Genomic DNA, 18,883 nt, shown 5'->3' with positions numbered 1-18,883 from the left:
TTTTTATTCCTCTGGAAGAGGTGTGTTATCAACTAGATTCCTCAACATCCCATCAATGAATGGAGCATTCTGCATAATCATCAGCCTCTTCAGTGTCATTAAGTCTTTCTCTGTGAATTCCTTATCATCACTTACAGCTGCCTCACCTATTGAGCTGGCAAGCTTTACCGCATTAGTGGCCCAGGCACCTGCTGGTGATTGCATAGGATTTAGTAAGGAGTTTTCTAGCCCGGTATAGCGCTGATTGAAGAGTGGTTCACCAAAGAAGTCTGCGCCTGTGTCAGCAAATGCTGGGAGCAGTGCAGCCCAACTAGCCCTTGCAAAGCCCGCCTTAATAACTTCCTCATTGGTTAGCTTTTCTTTTAGGTACTCTTCTCTATCTGGCCTACCAACGGCAGCTGTGTGTGTCCTCGCGATATAGCCCAGCGAAGCGAATAAGGAGCCGTACAACATCTTTGTAACTCCAAACCCGATATCACCATCCCTCAGCTGGTTGGCTGTGTTTAGCAGCTGCTTTGAATGGGCCGAAATAACGAACGTGCGAAATTGGAGTAAGAGCTTGGAAAGGGGTGAATCAAATGGGAGTAAATCACCTATGTCGTTCACCTGAACAGAACGCTCCCCCCACTTCCTAAGCAGGGTTGCAAACGCTTCTGCTGTTTCAGGTTCCCAGCTTTCCCAGTTCAGTTTATGAACATTCTCAGCCCCTTTGGCATGTTTACTCATCTCGCGCTTAATCGCAGAGAACTCCTCGGGGGTTATCCCGTATTCTCTCAACTGCCTTTCAGATAGAGCTGGGATGTTGCTGTGAATCTCCTTCCAAACTCTGTCCACCTGCCCCTTTACAGCCAGTCGCTGACTGAATGTAGTAATCAGGTTCATCCCTGAAATTGTTGCTACCCCACGATTCGCCTTATCCAAGCCCCTCTCAACTTTCCCTAATAAGCCATCGCCAATAGAGTCCATCATCTCTGGGTCGTAGTTAGTAGCCCTAGTAAGGAAGGCTTGTGAACCATAACCACCAGTAAATTCTTCCAGTTCAGCGGCAAGGTCATTACTTAGCTCACCATTCCGGGCTCTGAGCAGAATGCTTTTCCATTCTGGTATGGACTTGAAGAAGCCTTTAAAGCCCATGGTGGCTACCACGTTGCCAATCTCAGCTATCTGAGCGAATCCAACCATTCCCATCACATTACCAAAGGCCATCTTTCGCCCCAGTCGTGATGTGGTTGCTAAGAGGCTTTGACCATCGTGATTAGGTATTCCTAAGATGTGATTCAGGGATTTTTGGAAGGCGTCCATCTCGGCTTTCATGCGCCAATCAGCGCGCTTACCAGAGGCTCCTACGGCGTGGTACTGCTCTTCCAGTCTTTTGCGGAGAGCTGCTATCTCTGAGTCCCCGACAAGACCATGCCTTGCCAATGCCACTTTGCCCAACTGGCGGTTCATATAGGAGCGGAGTAAAACATCTGCATTACGCTGGAACAGCTCAGTAATAGCCGTGCCATCATCCAGGCGCGCATTCATATCCAAGTTGATTCGCTGCTTCCAGACTGACTCTTTCCCTGCCTTGCCTTCCTTCCTGTTTGCGCTTAGCTGTAGGTCTTTAGCCAACTCATCAATGGTCCTGCCATCAATGCCAGCCTCTTCCAAGTGGTACCGGAAGTCCTCTGCATCCATTTCAAACCACCTCCTCCAATCCTGCCCAGCGGTTTGGTATCGTCTGGAGGTGATAATCTTGACTACGTTCTTTGCGATACGCTGAGCAACGTCCTCAGTGACACCTGCAATCCCTCTTACCAACAGTTCTTGGGCCTTCCCTCTGCCCATACGCTCAATTCGCATATCGTCGTAAACATGTGGAAGGTACTTTGCATTCGCTTCAAAGTTCTCGGCACCGCGAACAGCAGCACCTCTCCCACCCTCCCTCTTCAAGGGATTCTTCTGTAGTTCACCAAGCTCCCTATAGATCCGGGCATGAACATCCCCCACGGCTTTAACCGCTGGGTGATAGTCACCTCCCACGCCTTCAATGTAATCAGAAACCTCCCGGTAGAATTTATTGCGGGCTTGGGTCTCCTTCATTGCACCAAAGCCATGTTCCTTCTTCCAGGCATTGAAGTGGGTGTGCTCAGCCTTGGCTATCTGTAACTCAAAGCTGCTTTGCTGGTGCCTTTTCCAGCCGCTTGCAGACCAGGCAGAAGTTGTCCCTCGCTTTGACCAGCCTGTTGAGATATCAACTAACTTGCTAGACCAGTGGCGTAGCAGTGAATTATCGGAACCAGCCATTAGCGAACCAATCGTGTAGTTCACCTTTGAGCCAAATGCCTTATCACTGTACTCATGCCCGTTAGAGGCAATATCCACTCTTTCAGTGGCTCCAATCTCAGTGGGCGTTGTTGCTGAGCTGGTTGAACTATGTCCGGGGTTGTCTAAGTCCAGCGGCTGCTCAACATCTTCAAAGCTCTTTCTACCCTCTTCAGTGAACTCACCAGCTTCCTTCAGCTGCTTGGCCTCTACTTCTCTGCTTACTTTTCCATAAGCTTTTGCGAGGTCTGGAGATACCTTTCCAAGGGAGCCTATCAGTCCCCCTAAACTCCCCGCTGTTGCAGTTGCTATAAGAACATCTTCATCATCCATCACAGGATCTATAGCATTTACCAAGCTCTCTATAGTTCCAACTTCGCCAGCTGTTATCGCACCAGCTGTAAACGCTCTCTTCACCCTACTAACCCGCGAGCCCCACATTGCTGCGGTCCCAACGCCACCAGTGAGAGTACCGGCAACAAGTGAAGTGGGATCTACAAGGTTCGCTAGTATCCTTGCTGACAGTGCGCTATCGCTCTGCATGAGTACTTGTTCTAGCTTTTGAGTAGCCAGTAACTCCTCACGCATATTCTCTGCATGTTCTAGGCTAGTGGCCTCTACCAGACTTGCCTTATGCTCATCTGCCAAGCCATCACCAAGCCTATGAAAATCACTTTGGGAGAGCGTGAAATCTCCCCCCTCTTCATACCCATCCAACTCACTCCAACGAGCAAGCCTACTGTGCGTCCAGTCCAGTTCAGCCGCCGTGCCAAAGGCTTCTATAAATCCTACTGAGTTTTCTTCAGCGGGCTCAGGCACTTCTAATGACTGCTCTTGCTCGGGAGTAAGTAAGGTAGGGTTCTGGCCAATGCTTACTGCATCTTTCTGTCTCTGCTTTGAAATTGCATCAGAGACTATTTCCTTTCCTACCAAATCCACTTTAAGTCTCTTTAAGTTGTTGCTTCAGCTGCTCCAGCTCACGTCGCTTGCGCTCAACTACCGCTGCGTCCACATTCATTCTGATATCACTCTCAATCTCAGCCTGCTTAGCAGCGATACTGTGTGAAAGTCCTGACTTCTTAATGCCACCTTTAACCGTATTTATTACCGGCTTCACAACACCACCAATAGCACCAGCAACGGCCTTAGTAGGCTTAACAAAGCTCTCATTAAATGCCTTAGCAGCACGCCTGCCGGTATCGCCTGCATCATGTTCTGCAAGTGCCTGGGTGTACTCATGCTCATCCATCAAGGCAGCTACTTCCGGTCTTCCGAAGTCATAGAGGTTTGCTATCGGGGCGTTATTCGCAATGAGTGGGCGGGCAATCATGGCGGTTTTTCGGTTTATCGCGAGTAGGTTGTTATCGGTTGGGTTATAGAAGAGAGCAATATCCTCTGGCTCCACCTCTTCCCCATCACCACGCATCTGCTCTGCATAACTTTCGCGAAGGAATTGGAAAGCGGCTTCAGGTGTTCTTCCCGTTTCCTGTTGAAAGCGAATCACCTCATCTTTCCGAATAGCCACTCCACTGACTTGAGTGAACTCATCTTCAACTTTGTTGTAAGCCATCTCTAAAGCGCGGTCTTGAGACACTCCCATCTGCATCAGGTAGGACGCTTCGCGCTCAATCAGTCCAATTACTGGCTTACTGTTGAAGTCCGTATCAAGATCTTTTGTCCAGCTGAACCAACCCTCACCAAACTTCTTGCTCAGGAATTCATCACGGCTTGCTACGGATTCTTTGCTCCACATAACCTTGGGAGGTGGCTGTGTAAGGTCCGTACTATTGATTCGCTGAAGGGCTTGGAGAGGTGTTTCATCAAGCAGCTGATGCTCATTGAAGGCCATTACCTTGCGCCTAGTATCATCAGGCAACATTCCCACATAGCCTGTATCCATAGCCATTGGTAAAACCTGTAGCATCTGCTTAGTTATAGGAGCCAGCTCTTTCGGGTCACTTACCTTTTCATCAAATGCTGCAAAGCCACCTGAGAAAACTTGATCCAGTGGCTTATAGCGCTCACCATTCTTTTTCAGGGCATTGAAGAAAGTCTTCATACCCACATCGCCTTGCCGTAAGAAGTGGTTGTAAGCGAGCCTTAAGGTATCCCCTTTTAATGTGCCTTCGCCCCTCTCCCACTGCTGCGCCGCAACTGGAAGTTCCTTGTTTAAGGTGCCTTCAAGGAATGCGTTTAGCAGGTAGTGCTTAGCAGTATCCCCTCCAGCTTTAACGCGCTCGCTGTTTATCATGTCCAGCAAAGAGTCTGCTTCAGAGCCAGTGATAACGCCTTTCTCAATGACACCCCCAAAGTAGTCGTATCCGGGTTCTGCCATCTGACCTGAAAGCACTGCTGGTATTACTTGGGTTTCCCAGTCATGTATAAAAGCCAGCTTAGCTTCCTGCTTCTGCTTAGTATTGAGGTCTAGGGTTCTCTGGCGAGCAGCTTTCATCCTTTGCTGAAGTGCATCACCACCAATCAAGCGACCTTGCGAATCCTTCCTGTCCAATACCAAGTCCGCTAACACGGTAGCTTGGAAGTCATTGTCAGTAATCTCTGGCATTGCTTGCACATCAGCCACAAGCTCCAAGAAATCCTGCTCACTTAATCCATCACTTAAAGCCAGCTGCTTTAGGGAACCAAGAGCAAAGTCCGCATCGTCAGGGGAATTATTGAAAGTCTGCTGTAACTCAGGGATTGAGCGGAGCACATAGTCCTTGTAGATCCCCTTCTTATCTTCATACCGTTTTGACTCACGCATCTGAAGCGCCTGCTGACGCGATTGCGCTCCCCAGGTCCGCTTAAGGCGGGTGGCATAGTCAGGGTTATGGACTCGGGAAGTATCTAAAAAATCAGCAGCCTGTTTTGAAAGTTCATCTGGCTCTAGATCCAACAGGGATGGATCGCGCTCAACAGCCTTTCTAAAGCTCTGCTCAGCGTCCTTGTAAGCCATTTCAGAAGCTAGGTAGCTCTCTGCATCCAGCTCCTTGTTGTATTTATCAGCCCAGCTATCCATGGCTACACCGCCCAATGAAATCAGCTGGTCCACTGTATCCGCCCCACTCTGTTTAGGGGCTACTGGTGTTGTCATAGTTGCGTAGTCAGCAACTTTTCTTTTAGTTCCTTGCCTACCGACTACTGCATCTAGTGTAACTCTGGCTATGTCGTACCTCCCCCGGAAGTTCCGGTAGAAGTCCCTCCAGAAGTACTACCCCATTGGACAGCACGACCAGAACCTCCATCGCTTGTGTAAGAACCAGCTCCAGCAATAGCAATATCCAGTAGGTTCTGCTTCCATCCTTTTGGCTGCTGGAGTTGGTTAATAAGATCCACCACACTGCGGTTCTCATTCCGCTTATTAATCATCAAGCGCGCACGGCTATCGTCCAAGTTTCTATCAATGTTGCGGACGTTCTGGTTGCCTTGTCCTTCAACAAATGACCTCAGACGGAAGATTGAGAGACCTCCCACTCCATTCTCAGCAGCGCTTAAAGAGACCTTATCTGCTTGACGCAGCATGGTGAGCTTTGCCTGCAACTTATCGTCAACAGACTTTTCTTGCTCAGTCTGAAATACACGGTTCATTTCCCGTATATTCAACGATGCACTTTCAACGGCAGCATCTCTCCGCTTTCTATTCTCTTTAGCTAACTTCTTGTCATTGCGATTAGCAATCAACATGTCAGCTACAACTGCGGCAGCAATTGCATACGGATTGCCCGTACTAGCAGCCGCAGAAGTTAATTCACCGGCCATTTAACCACCTGTATAAAACTGTGTTTGGACCCATTGAAGTTGGCTACCAATTCACATTCAGAAAAGCCTAATGCCCTCACATATCGGAGAGCTGATGTATTCTCTTCATGGATGTAGTTGTAGAGCAGTTCAGAGGAGTAATCAGCAAGCTTTTCGCGAGACTCCTGCATGAAGGCCCTAATATTTGACGGCCTCTCAGATGTTGGAACCATCCAAGGCAGTACGCCATGTTGGCCATGACGGAATCCAGAAAGCCCTATAAGCCTTCCGCCATCCCAGATAGAAAAGGCTTCGCCACTGCTCTCAACACACCTAGTCAACATCCCTGCAAAGCGGCTTCCAAATACCTCCAACTCGACTCTATATTGGGGGTGAACATCAGCCGCTACTTCCTCAACATCTCTATCTACTACGGGCTTCAAGTCATACATCACTACAATCGCCGTGCTCTGTATGAGTAGAACGCCTCCCATTGAGCAGACAGGAATACCGCATCAAAGGGGCTCCAATTAGAGATATGAATTCTCAGCCTATCTGCCTGCCCCATTACCGGGAAAGTAAGCTCACCCACCGCCACAGGTATCTCCCCAATGATGTTGTCAGCTGAGCCGATTACCCTTGCATTGAATTCCTGAGCGCGTATATCGCTTCTACCAGTAACTTCAGCAGCCACTACAAAGTGACTTGTATCTGCATAGTTCAAAATGATGCGACGGGCCTGGGTGCGTCCACCTACTAGAGGTGTTCCTGAGCTATCCCTGATTGACAGGCGAGAGAAAACATATCGCTGCTCATAAGGGAAACCTACAAAAGCGCGATCTTGGAATTGAAAAACAACCCGGCCATCCCAGTCCTCTAAATCCGAGCTACCAATCCCTAAGCCAGTGACTTCCTCGCGCCTATCAAGTAAGACAGGGTGGCCTAGTTCTTCTGCTAAGGGATCGTATGAGAGATTCATCCCCTCGTAGTAGTAAATGTAGGTGGGAGCTTCCATATCACCACCCTCGTTATATCTGGTCAGCAGTCGTAAGTAATTTGCCTCCAGAACTATATCAAGCACCTCAGCTGAAAATTCCCATTTCTGCCAAGCACTTTGAACTCTCTCATCCCTCTGCTCAGCCCAGTTGTAGACGTACATGAAGCCAATCGTATCCTCATGTGACAAGCGAGGAAGTACGAACAGAGTGTCTTGCGTAGAGTTACCAGCAAGTCTATGAACAAACCCTTCAATATAATTAGGGACATGCTTAGTAATATCAAAAGCACGCCATTTATCCCCTTCATAAACGTACTCCCAAATTGCGTTAAAGTTCCTCTTTCTGCTACAGAAGAAAATCTTATCTCCCACCCTGATTGGAGCCACATTCACATCAATTCTGTATCCCGTTGTTGGGACTACCTGAACCGTTTCCGCACTGAATATTTCACCCCCACTACAGCTGTATTGCTGATTTTCTGAGAAGAGAATTAACTCCTTTTCATAGGGGATCATGTGCTGAATCGGAGTGACTTTATTGTTGGATATCGCAATATCTATTGAGTCAGATTCAAGCGGCTGAATAACGGTGGTGGGAAAGAATCTAAAATGATTGCCAGCCTCACTAAACACCAAGTTCTCATCCGTTGCGAAAACGAGGCGATTCTTGAAATAGGACATACTTGTAATCGTGCGGATTGCTGAAAGCTGGCCATCTGAATTGATAGAGCTAGTAAAACTCGGGAAAGGCGCCGTTGCGTAGTCCCCTACTTCTCGCGCTGACCAAGGTGCATGAGAAAACTCAAAGTAAATTCCGTAAGGATTATCTTCATCCACATACTGAGCATCTTGCTTACGTGTCAGCAGATGAGGCATGGTATTTCGGTCCAACTGGTTAATCAGACCAGGGGCTACCGTTTCTTCCCAAGTACCCGTAGTTACTCCACCTTCCTTGTTGTAGACAACATGGTAAGCCTCACTTTCAGCATCAGGCTCCGGTAGTATCTTCAGACGGAACCCATCAGGCGCATCAGGAGGTAAGTCGGAAAAGTTTTGTGCCTTGTGTTTAAAGGCAAAGAAAGCCTTACCACCAAGGGAGTCAACAGCCTCAATGGTATAAGTATCTGCTGAGTGGACCGTTAAATACGTTCCATAGCTAGTAGCCGTACAACCGTGAGAGCCTGTCTTAGAGTTTATCGCTGAGACTATTGAACTGGTGATTACCTCAGTTGCCAGCCCTGCACGCGCCCTATCGGTGTCAGCTTCGGGCGTTTCGTATGAGCAGGAGTAGCCATTCAGCTTCAAGGTATATTTTGTTGCGTAGTCGGCTTGCTTCACATAACAAAGCGACCGATTATCCTCAAGGTAGCCCTCTTCAATGGAAGAGTTGTCAGTAGTATCCCAAGCGCCGAAGCCAAGACCAGCATCAGCAATCTCAGTAGATATTTCACCCGGCTCATAATCCCTTGTAGTAATTACAATTGAGTCAATGCTTTTCGTAGGTACTTTTGAACAATCAACACTCATGGTATATATGTCCTGATAAATGAATTCCTTGCACTGCTCCTGTAATACTTCCCGTATACACCACGGTCATCCAAGCCGGGTGGTCTTTGCCAAGTATTTGAATTCGTGTTCCCTAGCTTCTTTCTCTTCTGAACGCTGTTCTCAGTGATATCTAAATCACTACCGCGAGGGCGTATGATTGAAACCGTAGAACCTTTTACATGCACGGTGTATGACGGGTAATAGGTGCGTAATGATTCGCCTAGTGAACGCGCACACTTCTCAGCTGTAAGACTTTCATCAATATCCAAAGTCACTACTTCAGGGGAACTTAGCCCAACGATGTACTCAATCTTATTCATATCAGTACCACCGCACGCATGATGGGTCAGTGCTGCTGAAACAAAGCTGGGGATTGTTACTTCAATCGTTGTCAGTACATTTGAGGAGGCCATTAAGTTGTCTCCCGAACGTATGCCTGCTCAACCGGAACCTGCTTATTTAGGATGATTGAGGTATCTGCTGTTGTGAGCACCTGAAACTGATTCTGCACGTTCTCTTTAGACCTGTGCCGCAAGTACTCTTTATTAGCTTGTGCATTATCTACAACGGGATACTCAACCCCTGTGTCTGTGTTAAAAACACGTACTGAGCCATCTGTGATAACCATGATGTACCGCTCATTGGCATCACGCTCAATAAAATGAACACTCGCATCAGACGTATCAAGGTTTGTTAGTGTGCTTATAAGCTCAGTGGAAGGCCGCTTACCCATCCCATCAACGAGTGAGTTCCTACAATTTATCTGGTCCTCACATTGAGTTTCACTACGGAGCTTTTCTTCCTGCTGACTTACCCCACCAATCAGGTTTCTAATTGATTGACTTAGTAAAGACATTACTACCCCCAGCAAGAGTACATAGAAGCCAGGTAAGCATCAGCACCGCTAGTAGTCGTGCTACCACCACGCAACAGGCTCTGCATAAACTCTGAGTTCTCTTTGAGGTTGTGATGAGCGTTTTCTGACTCACTCTGTAAGAGAGAGATGTGAGCGGTACGTTCGGCTTCTTGGAGAAAGCTATCCAGCTGTTTAGATCCAACAGTAGCTTGCTGGAAACGGCGTGTAGCGGAAGTTAGAACAGCCATCATGGCTTCATGGGGAAGCTCTTCAAAGTCAATTTCAAGCACCAAGTGAACAACCAAATCCGACTGGAATTTCTTGGTCTTGTTCACGTTGTCGTATAGATAGAGCCCGCGTTGAACAACATCGGTAGAACCTGTATCCACACTGAGCGTCCCTTTGGGAAGCTTTAACTCTGTATAGAAGTTACGCGATAGCTTGTAGTTATTCTCTGTATTGAAATACCAACCCTTAGCCTGAACTGTGGTATTAGTCTGACTGAGGATTGTTTCGGCTATACGGGCATCTGCAAATGCCTCTCCAAGTTGGTTAACAGGGGCCTCCCCTATTCCGACCAACATGTAATTTACAGCATCTAATTTGGTCATTTAATCCTCTAAAAAAAAGGGAGTCTCCTAAGAGACCCCCAATTGAGCTAACAATAAATTATGCTTTCAGCAGCGGGATGGAACACTCAGGACGTAGAATGTCGTGGCCCAGTGCTTGAGTAGCCAGGATGGTATGACCAAGGCGCAGAGGCTCTTCCACTACCTTAGTGTTGATCCCCCAAAGCTCAGTAGTCGCAACTGCTGAACTAGAGAAAACCAAGCCAACTACGTTTGAGTAGTCACCGCGATATTTCGCTTCATTACCGGAACCAACAGTGACATCTGCCAGCGGCTCTGGGTCGCTGATACCTGCGCTTTCATCAGTGCTGGGAATATGGTTAGACTCATAGATTGGAGCACCGGCAACTTTCGGAACATAGCCTTCAGCAACGCTACCGGTACCACCTACATCACGGTTCAACCACACGGCATTGGCAACGGAAGGTACAGTCAGGAGGGCTGCATACTGGTCAGGAGGAAGTACTACTACTGGCTTCTCTTTAATATTCTTTTTACGAAACTCAGTAACAGCTTTCACAATAGCTTCATAGATCTTGGTGCCATCCAAATGGTCACTCGCACCAGACATTTGAATTGGCTGGGTATACTCTTGACCTGTAATCGCAGTCAAGCCAGCAGCAGTCATTGCAGTTTGGTCAGTAATCAAGCCTGCTTGTGTCACCATACGGAATACATTACGGTCAACAAGCTCGCCTAGTTGAGAGCCACACTCCATTGAATATTCAGAGCGAGTGTCAAAGTGGAGAATCTTCTCATCAATATCAGCAATAAATACTGGAGAGATAGCAACGTCATCAATAGTTACTGTACGTTCTACAGTCGGGATTTTTGATGCTTCAATCAACTTACCAGGGGTATGGTAAGAGGCGTTACCGCGCCCAAACAAAGGGAACTGGGCGGACTTACCGGATTTAATAGTTCTTTTACGGGTAAGCTTAAGTGCAATATTATTTGCGTGCCACGCACTCAAAACCTCACCTGAGAAAAGCTTCAGGCCCAGTGCGCGAGCATCCCCAGCGTTGTTTACCTGCAAGGGATTTGATACATTTTGGTCAGTAGGAAATGCCATTAAAAAATTTATTACCTTCTTATAGACATAGGAATCCCCTACACAGCTAAGTGCATTAGATTTATGTAGAGGACTTACTAGATTTTGTTAATTAATTGGGGAGGTTTTTAGAATGTGGAGAGAGCTACACGATGCTCCACTTCTTCCCTGTAAGCTGAGTCACTGTAATAACGCGGATCTGCAATAGCCTGATTCAACTCTGCTTGAGAGCGATAACCGCTCATGCCTTTAGCATTGTTTCCAAAGTTCAGAACCGGCTCTTGATCCATTGTGTTTTGATGGATAGCTTGCAGAGCACGTACAGCGAACAACATGCCTTCCTGATTACCTGAAGCCATCACATCGTTGAATGCTTTAACCTCACCTTCAGGTAGATTTTCTGAGGCCCAGTCAGTCAACTGGCTGTACTTATCTTCACCACCAACAGCTTTGAAAATTTCACCAGTGGTCAGGCGGTTTTGAAGGTCGCTTACCTGTGACTTAAGGTCATCACCATCGTTATCACTACCCTTTTCATCACCCTTAGGTGTGGTTTCAGGGCTCTGCTCTTGAGACCCCTTAAGTTGGGTATAAGCAGTTGCCAGCTCCTCAACAGAACTGAAACCCTCTGGTAATTGAGGCGTAGTGCTGTTGTTGTCACCCGCTGGTGTGGCTTGCTGAGCGGGATTGTTACCGCCATTATTGTTATTGCTCTGGGGGTCAGAACTTACCGTAACCCCAGTATTGCCTTCGGCCATTTAAGTCGTTTCTCCTTGAAACTGTTTCATTAAGTCTGGCGACATTTGTTGTAGCATCTGACTTAGTGCTTCCTGCTGTTCGGCTTTCTTTATCTGCTCAGTTGTTTTAACCAAGTCATTGGTATCCAGATGCAAAGCAGCTCCAATGCGCTTCACAAACTCATCAACATGGGTATATTTCTGTACTAGCTCAGGAGATAGAGCCTGCATAAAGCTCTGTAGGACACGCAGCTTTTCTAGTTCCTGTGACCGGCCAAGCGCCTCAATACCAGTTAAGACCTGTGGCTCAATGTCACCTTTCTTTATTTGCGGCAGCCGTCCTTTTCGCTTAAGTCTCTCCATAATGATTGAGACAAGAGGCAGCTGAAGCTCCAGTGCTAGTAACGTATAAACCCCACCAATGGCTTGCTCTAACTCAGCAGCCATAAAGCGGATTTCCTCAGCGGTCACACGCTCAGCGTTACGTTGAACAGAAGTGTTTAATAGGAATGCGTTAGAAAGCTCCCTATTGATTTGGCTAATCGTTTCGGAAGCGATTCTAAAATCGTGGAATTTGTCTAGCTGAATGGTAGTCACATCCTCTTTCTTACCCCTGAGAATGTCCATATTGCGTGCTTTCTTAAACGCATCGGGTGATAGTATTGATCCCTGCTCAATCAGGAATATCACCCTTGCAGCTGCTTGTGAGCCGTCCACGATTGCTTGTGAGAGCTTTTCAAGGGACACTAAATCCCCTAGATGCTCTTCTACATAGGAGCGTCCGTAGTCCTCACCATCTACCCTTATCATCCGTAGGGGCAACCAGGGCAAAGTATCTTCTGAATACTTACCACGGGATTCAGGTACAACAACGCCTTTGATTTCTTGGTAGACCCTGAAGCGCTTTCCAGCACGCCTAATAACTGTGTATTGATTAAGCTCTTTTTCTGGGTCGGGATTAATCTGAGTTGGGCCTAGCACAGCGTCTCTGACTGAAGCTGGTATGTCATCAGGAGTGATAACTTCTTTGATAATGCACTCACTAATGCGACCCAAACCGTCACGCTTCAGTACATACTTGTCTAGCCTATAGCCCTTCACACCCTCTGGACCGAAGTACAGAAGATAATTTCCAGCCACCATTAGTTGTCTTATGGCTTCATATAACCGGCTTCTAAGCTGGCTGGATTCAATCTCTTTCTTGATGATTGATTCCATCATTGAAAGAGCTTTATCAACCTCCCCTTTCGTACCTTCAGCATCTACTTCTTCAGATAGAAGCAGCTGAAAGAAGGGAGTATTAGGTGGCAATAACGCCATTACTAATTTGTTTGTTAGATGCTTTACACCACGACTACCAAGGCCCTGATAAGGAGTTTGCAGTGTTTCTGCGTTCCCATTAACAGGGAATAGCGAGGGTATTGTCAGCCCTGCACACTGCTCAGCACGTTTGATATACGCACTGCGAGTTGATTCAAGCCTTCGGTATCGTGATTCGGCATCAAGACTTCTACTTGATTTGTTTTCCATTAACTCTTTGTCGGGATATTAAGACCCGCACCACCAGCCTGCGCCCCATTGATATTCAGCGCACTCAAATCCTTACGCAGACCCGCCTTATTAGACTTACGACGCTGGCGCGCAGTCTTTCGCTTCTCAGCTACTGCTTTAATCTTTAAGTCGGGTGCGTTCTGAGGTGGGGGTGCGGGAGGAGGCGGAGGTGGCGGTGACTCGGGTGGGTCGTCACTCATGCACACTAGGTAAGTGGTCCTCTTGCTTTGGTTCTAAAAGGTTTTCTATGTACTCAAGGAGTTCAATCTTCCCTATCCTACGACCATGCTCAAAAGGGTCTATAGGTCGTCTAGGGATCTTCTGGTCAATCTCCTTTCGTAGCACTGTCAGTAAATCTTCCATGCTTATGCCTTAAGGCAACAAAATTAGCGGACGGGAATTACTTCCATTAAGCGAAAAGCCTTCCAACTGAATCCCGTAGGAAGCTTCCCAGTTGAAGGAGCTTGTACACAAACACGGTCCAAAAGCTTTTCGCCCGACTCATTACACGGGATGTAAACGACTGCTGCTTTGACTGGAGATTCTTTAGAAGATCCCTTAGTCTGCTTTGAGCTGTCCTTTGTCTCGCCGCTCTTCTTGCGTGGGCGGCCCTTCTTTTTATCCGCTGCTTCATCCGAAACATTGCCCTGCGTTTGTGCAGGGGTTTCTGCTTGTTCTTTTTCATCAGCAATTTCTTCCTGCTCTACCGGATCTTTGTCATCGGGCATACCTGTTAATCCTTGAGTTGTTTTAAGGCTGGCTTACAAACTATTCGCCGATAGCAGCCTTAAAGGTTGATATGTATTTGCTCACCGTACTGGTGGAAACTTTTACTTCCTTCGCGATCTTGCCCTGAGAAACACCCTCTTTATGGAGGCGTTCAATATGCTTAATCTTGTAAAGAGGTAGTCTGGTTTTCTTCACGGTCATCACCTTTATGTGAAGTGTTGGTTGTTAAATTTGAGAGAGGCTTACATCAGCAGGTAAGGGACAATTACCAGGGAGAAAAGGAGTATTACCAAGGTCGTTGCAAGGACTCCAACACCTACCACCAGCAATCTCCAGCCACCCGTTTCAATTGAAATACTCACCCAGCCTTTTTGATTTGACAGTATTAGGAAATAGATAATGCCTAAGAGGCATGATGCAAAACCTGATACTGCCGCTAGAAAATCCATAGTTACTCCATGGCATTTACTACCCACTCAGCATCCTCCTCCAGCCAAATTCAAGGCGAGCGAAGGCAGCCTGAAAGATATAACTTTCAAGTGAATAAGGAGGTTTAGGAGGATTTTCTGAGTAGGTAGAGGGGGCTTTAAAGAGGACTGAAAAGAAGGTTATGAATCTGCTTCTTCCAGGTCTACTTCAATTTCTGGGGTATCGTCAGAGGACTCTGCCCGCTTTTCATTTAACTCAAGACAAATATCATGGGAGCTACTACGAAGTTTCTCACGTACAGCATCAGATTCTGTAAACCTATCTAAAAGCTTATGTAGCAAAGGGCTTACAAGAAATTGAGGTGTTCCCGCATCTAATGCCCCAAGAACAACATGAGCGATCATTGTTGACGTAGTAACGAAGTCAGGAGAACTCTCTCCTTCAGCTGTTAAATGGACCGCATCAGCATCATACTTACCTTCATCTATCGCAATACCCCGATCTCTACCAGCCTCAAACAGGTTCGTTGCATCATCTTTGGTATCTGTCGCGTCATAACAAACATTAGATACTGCCTGCCTAGCAAGGGCCATGGGCATCCCCATGTCCTTCATAACAAGAAGGGCATGGGCAATAACAGTAACCATGACTTCGCACATAGCAATTTCAGCTTTATCTTGAGACATTTTGAAAGTCCTCTTTAAAGGTTTAGAGATAATGCTCCCCAGGAATAAGGGAACAAGGTTTGGCAGATCTCATCCAACTTATTAGAAACCTGCCGAGATTCTTTGGAACAGTCACTCACTGGAAATGTGTGATGCCTTACATAGGCCATGAACTCACTAACATCACCTGTCCATAACCACGTCTTACTCTGTGATGCTTCCGAGGAGTTGAGTCGGGTCATAATGCCCATACCAAGCTCTAAACAACTCACATACACATCAGGGGGTGCGGTTACAATAACGCTCAGCATTGTGTGTCCGAATACCCCCCATTTCTTATTATCAGCGGCATCAGCTATACGATCTCTTCCAGCATCACCTAAAACGGGGGTCAAAATTGGCTTATCTGGGGCGTATACCCAATCCTCCAAACAGTTCCAGAACTCAGGTTCAAGTTGCGTAGGACCAGCGGCATTAGCAACCGTTAAGTCTGTTCCCATGTGATGTACATATTTCACTTCAATGTTCATTGATAGGCTCCCATAGGATTACTTTTTTGTTGTCAAAGTCGTAGTCAGATGCGCGTAAAATCCTCGCAACCTGTGCTTGTGATAGTGCATATTCCTCAGTTAAACCTTGCTTCGCATAACAGCTAACAACGCCTTCCCAAAGATCTTCACAAGGTATCTTTCGCCAGCGCTCTTCAGTCTTTCCTTTCCTAGGCCCAGACTTGAAGGTATGTTCGTATTGCTCCCACTGATAAGGCTCAGCAATCAGCTCTTCAGCACCTGATAAGCCCATTCCAGGGCAGCCGGTATAACCATCCGTAACATCACCAGCAATGGACTGAGCCATGTGCCAGCTGTCAGCCTCCTCCTCAGTAATCAGACGAGGCTTAGTGTCCTTATCAGGGTTGAAAACAAGTGCAGGGATGGTCCGAAGGTCTTTATCTTCACTGACAATAATCTTCTTGAACTTGGGTTTATAACCGGCATGAGTAGCGAGAATTCCCATCACGTCATCAGCCTCCAGGCCGGGGCGTAGAAAGGACTCATACTGCTCACAGAGAGCTACCTTCACCTCAGGCAGCTTCATGGGTTTGCGAGTCCCTATACGGTTTCGCTTATAGGTAGGTAGAACGTCTTTTCGCCAGTTGTCGTCATCAGTCAGGCAGAGCACGACTTCATCAGCCTTTAAGCGCTCGCGAATAGATTCAATACGCTCAACAGCGTTATTGAGAGCCACCTCAAAGTTTGTTGCTAGGAATGTCCAATCACCAAAGTCACATTCAAACTCAGCCTTTGCACATGCCTTGTATGCAACAATATCGGTATCAATCAGGAGCAGTTTCTTCATGCTGGGAACCGCCCTGTTCTTAAGAGGTAAACATTGCGTTCACCACGTTCCCCAACCTGCCTATACCAGCGGGAGTCTTTAGCCTGTTCAGCAGCCTCTTCCCAATCATGTGCTTTAGCAGCAGCAATCATCTTCTTGAAGCCTTTAAAGCGTCCATACCCCAGGTTGTACGCCATATCCAATAGCGCACAGTAGCGGCCATACTGATTCTCTTTTAAGTCAGAAATGAAGATCCAACCAAAGATATGGAAGAGGTCTTTCTCAGCGAGTTCAATTGCAATATCTAGCAACCGCTCAGCAATCTCTTCAGGAATGCCGTTATCTTCTATGTTCCAGCCAAAACCAATAGTCCACTTATCACCAGTACACTTATACAGTGTTAAAGACTTCCCCTCGCCTAACTTGATATTTTCCCTATGATTCATCATTAATGCGTATCCGCCCAGCTCTTGCCGATATTGAAGTCGGTATCTAGCTGGCAGTTAAATTTGAAAAATTCTTGGGTGATTCTCATAGCCTTCTGAGAGAATTCACCTGCCTTCTCGGCGATTTCTTTTGTTCTGCAAGCAACCTGAATCTCATCATGTACCCAGGCAGACAATACAAAGTCCCCTTCCCAGCCCAGCTTGTATCCAGCTGACTCCATCAGCTCCATGAATACACATAGCCATTTCTTGCACACCAGGGCTCCATCAGATTGGAGTAATAGATTCACCGCACTGTGCTCACTACGCGAGTGAAGCCAGCGGCCATCAAGCCCTTTAATCTTTTGTTTAAATTTAGTGCGCTGCCCTGCAACGGATTTACGGAGGGCTGTAATGGCTGGGATAGCTTTTAAGAAGCGTGCTTTAGTCGCTGCTCCAATTTTCTTCTGTTGGTTCGGGCTTGCAGCGGGAGCTAGTAGTGCCCCGATTCCTTGGTCGCCGGACCCATATAGAAAGGCGTATATAAATGTCTTTGCTTCATCCCGCGTCTTAAGCCCAGCAGCTTGCTGGTTAGCGGTATGTATATCGCCTTTTAAAATCTCTTGAACGTATGCCCCACCATCCCAGTGGAAAATACGATTGGCTAGACAACGCAGTTCCAAACCTGATGCGTCGCTGCCCATCAAATACCAGCCATCAGGGACAGTAAAAAGGGTTCTTGACTCCTTCCCCTTATATGCCCGCAAGCTCGGCACTTGAGCTAAATTCGGTTTACTATGACTTGCCCTGTGACTTACAGTCCCCAAGGCGTTTACGTGGCAGTGAAGCCGCCCTTCTCTCTCCAGCTTTAGCCACGCATTGTCGCCCTCTGCAAGCTGACCCAGGAGCTTATTGTTGCGGAGATACTGAGCTGCTAGATGCGCCTCCTCATAAGGAAGAGCCTCCAGCACAGTCTCATCAACAGTTATATTTCCTTTGTCAGTAAATACCTGAGGTTCCCATCCATACCGCTCAATAAGCCCTTTAGCGATGTGGTCACGGCTCCCAGGATTGAACTTGATTATCTCTATCTTGGTGTAAGTCGCCCCCGCAGTACGGTCTGCTTGCAAGGGGTTCTTACGATAGTTAATCGTCTTCTTGGGAGTTACTTCTTTGCCGCGTTTAACAAAGCTTCCGAAGGTGCTTATCAGCTGCTGCTCAAGTTCATACTTCTCCTGAACAAGCTCAGCGTAAAGCTCAGATGCACCGGCCACATTGAATGTGAAACCGTACTGCTCAATCTCAGCCATACGCCAAGCTACTTCATGCTCCAGGTCTAAAGCCTTCTGAGTAGTGCGTTTAAACTGGATACTCTTAAGCAGCTTTATCGTTACCTTCACATCCTGAATACAGTAATCCAGCATCTCCTGTGAGAATGGAATTGTGAGCCACGTATGGGGTTCACCAGTTTCTGGATTGGTATAGTTTTCAGGTTTGAAGTCACCCTTATAGTTGCCAAGACGGTGGCCCCACGCCTCTAATGAGTGCCTGCCAAGGAGCTTCTTAGGCAGTAACCCACGCTGAGCGAGCTTTATATCTTCTTCTAAGGGGTCGTTATAGATAAGCTGAGTACAGACAAGAGTATCCAGTACCGCCTTACGGTCTGGCTTAAAGTCTGGGAATAGCTTTTGGATTGCGGGAACATCAAAGTTAATACCGTTGTGAGCGACTAAAAGCTCCGCTCTTGAAAGCATCTCTACGCCCTGCTCAATAGCTGAGCCTGTGTAGATGTACTCCTTTCCGGTATCTATGCAGATTGCAACAATGCAATGGATTTTGGTGAGCTGATGAAGAAGGCCATTTGTTTCAATATCAAAGGCCAGTCTCAA

At 47.1% G+C, this 18,883-nt stretch carries 18 protein-coding genes; all 18 read right to left on the bottom strand.

Annotation, left to right across the window (positions count from 1 at the left end):
* Nucleotides 1-3: 3 nt before the first annotated feature.
* A complete protein-coding gene (locus ACJJIS_RS09530) occupies nucleotides 4-3,246 on the bottom strand; it encodes a hypothetical protein (protein WP_475710116.1) in 3,243 nt (1,080 codons plus the stop codon).
* Nucleotide 3,247: 1 nt separating this feature from the next.
* Nucleotides 3,248-5,356 carry a hypothetical protein gene (locus tag ACJJIS_RS09525; RefSeq protein WP_475710115.1) on the bottom strand — a complete coding sequence of 703 codons (2,109 nt, stop codon included), beginning with the start codon at nucleotides 5,354-5,356 and terminating at the stop codon, nucleotides 3,248-3,250.
* Nucleotides 5,357-5,466: 110 nt separating this feature from the next.
* Complete coding sequence (locus tag ACJJIS_RS09520; protein WP_475710114.1) at nucleotides 5,467-6,063, bottom strand: virion core protein, T7 gp14 family; 597 nt, start codon at nucleotides 6,061-6,063, stop codon at nucleotides 5,467-5,469.
* Entirely contained in the window at nucleotides 6,048-6,494 is a 447-nt protein-coding gene (locus tag ACJJIS_RS09515) for a hypothetical protein (protein WP_444957602.1), read from the bottom strand. Before ACJJIS_RS09515 ends, ACJJIS_RS09520 begins: the two co-directional genes overlap by 16 nt.
* A 2-nt stretch (nucleotides 6,495-6,496) precedes the next feature.
* On the bottom strand, nucleotides 6,497-8,566 hold the full coding sequence (locus ACJJIS_RS09510; RefSeq protein ID WP_444957601.1) for a phage nozzle protein: 2,070 nt from the start codon (nucleotides 8,564-8,566) through the stop codon (nucleotides 6,497-6,499).
* A gap of 433 nt (nucleotides 8,567-8,999) precedes the next feature.
* Nucleotides 9,000-9,443 (bottom strand): phage nozzle protein, encoded by a 444-nt coding sequence (locus ACJJIS_RS09505; protein ID WP_475710113.1) that lies wholly within the window; start codon nucleotides 9,441-9,443, stop codon nucleotides 9,000-9,002.
* Between the two features lie 2 nt (nucleotides 9,444-9,445).
* Nucleotides 9,446-10,054 carry a phage tail tubular protein A gene (locus tag ACJJIS_RS09500; RefSeq protein WP_444957599.1) on the bottom strand — a complete coding sequence of 203 codons (609 nt, stop codon included), beginning with the start codon at nucleotides 10,052-10,054 and terminating at the stop codon, nucleotides 9,446-9,448.
* 58 nt (nucleotides 10,055-10,112) lie between these two features.
* Complete coding sequence (locus tag ACJJIS_RS09495; protein ID WP_475710112.1) at nucleotides 10,113-11,144, bottom strand: major capsid protein; 1,032 nt, start codon at nucleotides 11,142-11,144, stop codon at nucleotides 10,113-10,115.
* Nucleotides 11,145-11,251: 107 nt separating this feature from the next.
* Complete coding sequence (locus ACJJIS_RS09490) at nucleotides 11,252-11,881, bottom strand: capsid assembly protein (protein ID WP_475710111.1); 630 nt, start codon at nucleotides 11,879-11,881, stop codon at nucleotides 11,252-11,254.
* Nucleotides 11,882-13,390, bottom strand: coding sequence for a portal protein (locus ACJJIS_RS09485; protein WP_475710110.1), 1,509 nt, complete (start codon nucleotides 13,388-13,390; stop codon nucleotides 11,882-11,884).
* Between the two features lie 407 nt (nucleotides 13,391-13,797).
* Complete coding sequence (locus ACJJIS_RS09480; protein ID WP_475710109.1) at nucleotides 13,798-14,139, bottom strand: hypothetical protein; 342 nt, start codon at nucleotides 14,137-14,139, stop codon at nucleotides 13,798-13,800.
* Between the two features lie 40 nt (nucleotides 14,140-14,179).
* A complete protein-coding gene (locus ACJJIS_RS09475; RefSeq protein ID WP_371839833.1) occupies nucleotides 14,180-14,335 on the bottom strand; it encodes a helix-turn-helix domain-containing protein in 156 nt (51 codons plus the stop codon).
* A gap of 47 nt (nucleotides 14,336-14,382) precedes the next feature.
* Nucleotides 14,383-14,589 carry a hypothetical protein gene (locus ACJJIS_RS09470; protein ID WP_475710108.1) on the bottom strand — a complete coding sequence of 69 codons (207 nt, stop codon included), beginning with the start codon at nucleotides 14,587-14,589 and terminating at the stop codon, nucleotides 14,383-14,385.
* Between the two features lie 159 nt (nucleotides 14,590-14,748).
* Nucleotides 14,749-15,255, bottom strand: coding sequence for a hypothetical protein (locus ACJJIS_RS09465; RefSeq protein ID WP_475710107.1), 507 nt, complete (start codon nucleotides 15,253-15,255; stop codon nucleotides 14,749-14,751).
* A gap of 14 nt (nucleotides 15,256-15,269) precedes the next feature.
* Nucleotides 15,270-15,764 carry a hypothetical protein gene (locus tag ACJJIS_RS09460; protein WP_475710106.1) on the bottom strand — a complete coding sequence of 165 codons (495 nt, stop codon included), beginning with the start codon at nucleotides 15,762-15,764 and terminating at the stop codon, nucleotides 15,270-15,272.
* On the bottom strand, nucleotides 15,754-16,590 hold the full coding sequence (locus ACJJIS_RS09455; RefSeq protein WP_475710105.1) for a hypothetical protein: 837 nt from the start codon (nucleotides 16,588-16,590) through the stop codon (nucleotides 15,754-15,756). Before ACJJIS_RS09455 ends, ACJJIS_RS09460 begins: the two co-directional genes overlap by 11 nt.
* Entirely contained in the window at nucleotides 16,587-17,018 is a 432-nt protein-coding gene (locus ACJJIS_RS09450; protein ID WP_475710104.1) for a glycoside hydrolase family protein, read from the bottom strand. The genes ACJJIS_RS09455 and ACJJIS_RS09450 overlap by 4 nt, the downstream gene beginning before the upstream one ends.
* Nucleotides 17,018-18,883, bottom strand: coding sequence for a DNA polymerase (locus ACJJIS_RS09445; protein WP_475710103.1), 1,866 nt, complete (start codon nucleotides 18,881-18,883; stop codon nucleotides 17,018-17,020). Before ACJJIS_RS09445 ends, ACJJIS_RS09450 begins: the two co-directional genes overlap by 1 nt.

This window comes from Microbulbifer maximicatervae (SeqCode) (assembly GCF_056231245.1).
The sequence above is the reverse complement of the archived record's forward strand: the minus strand, read 5'-3'. Positions and strand labels throughout refer to the sequence as shown.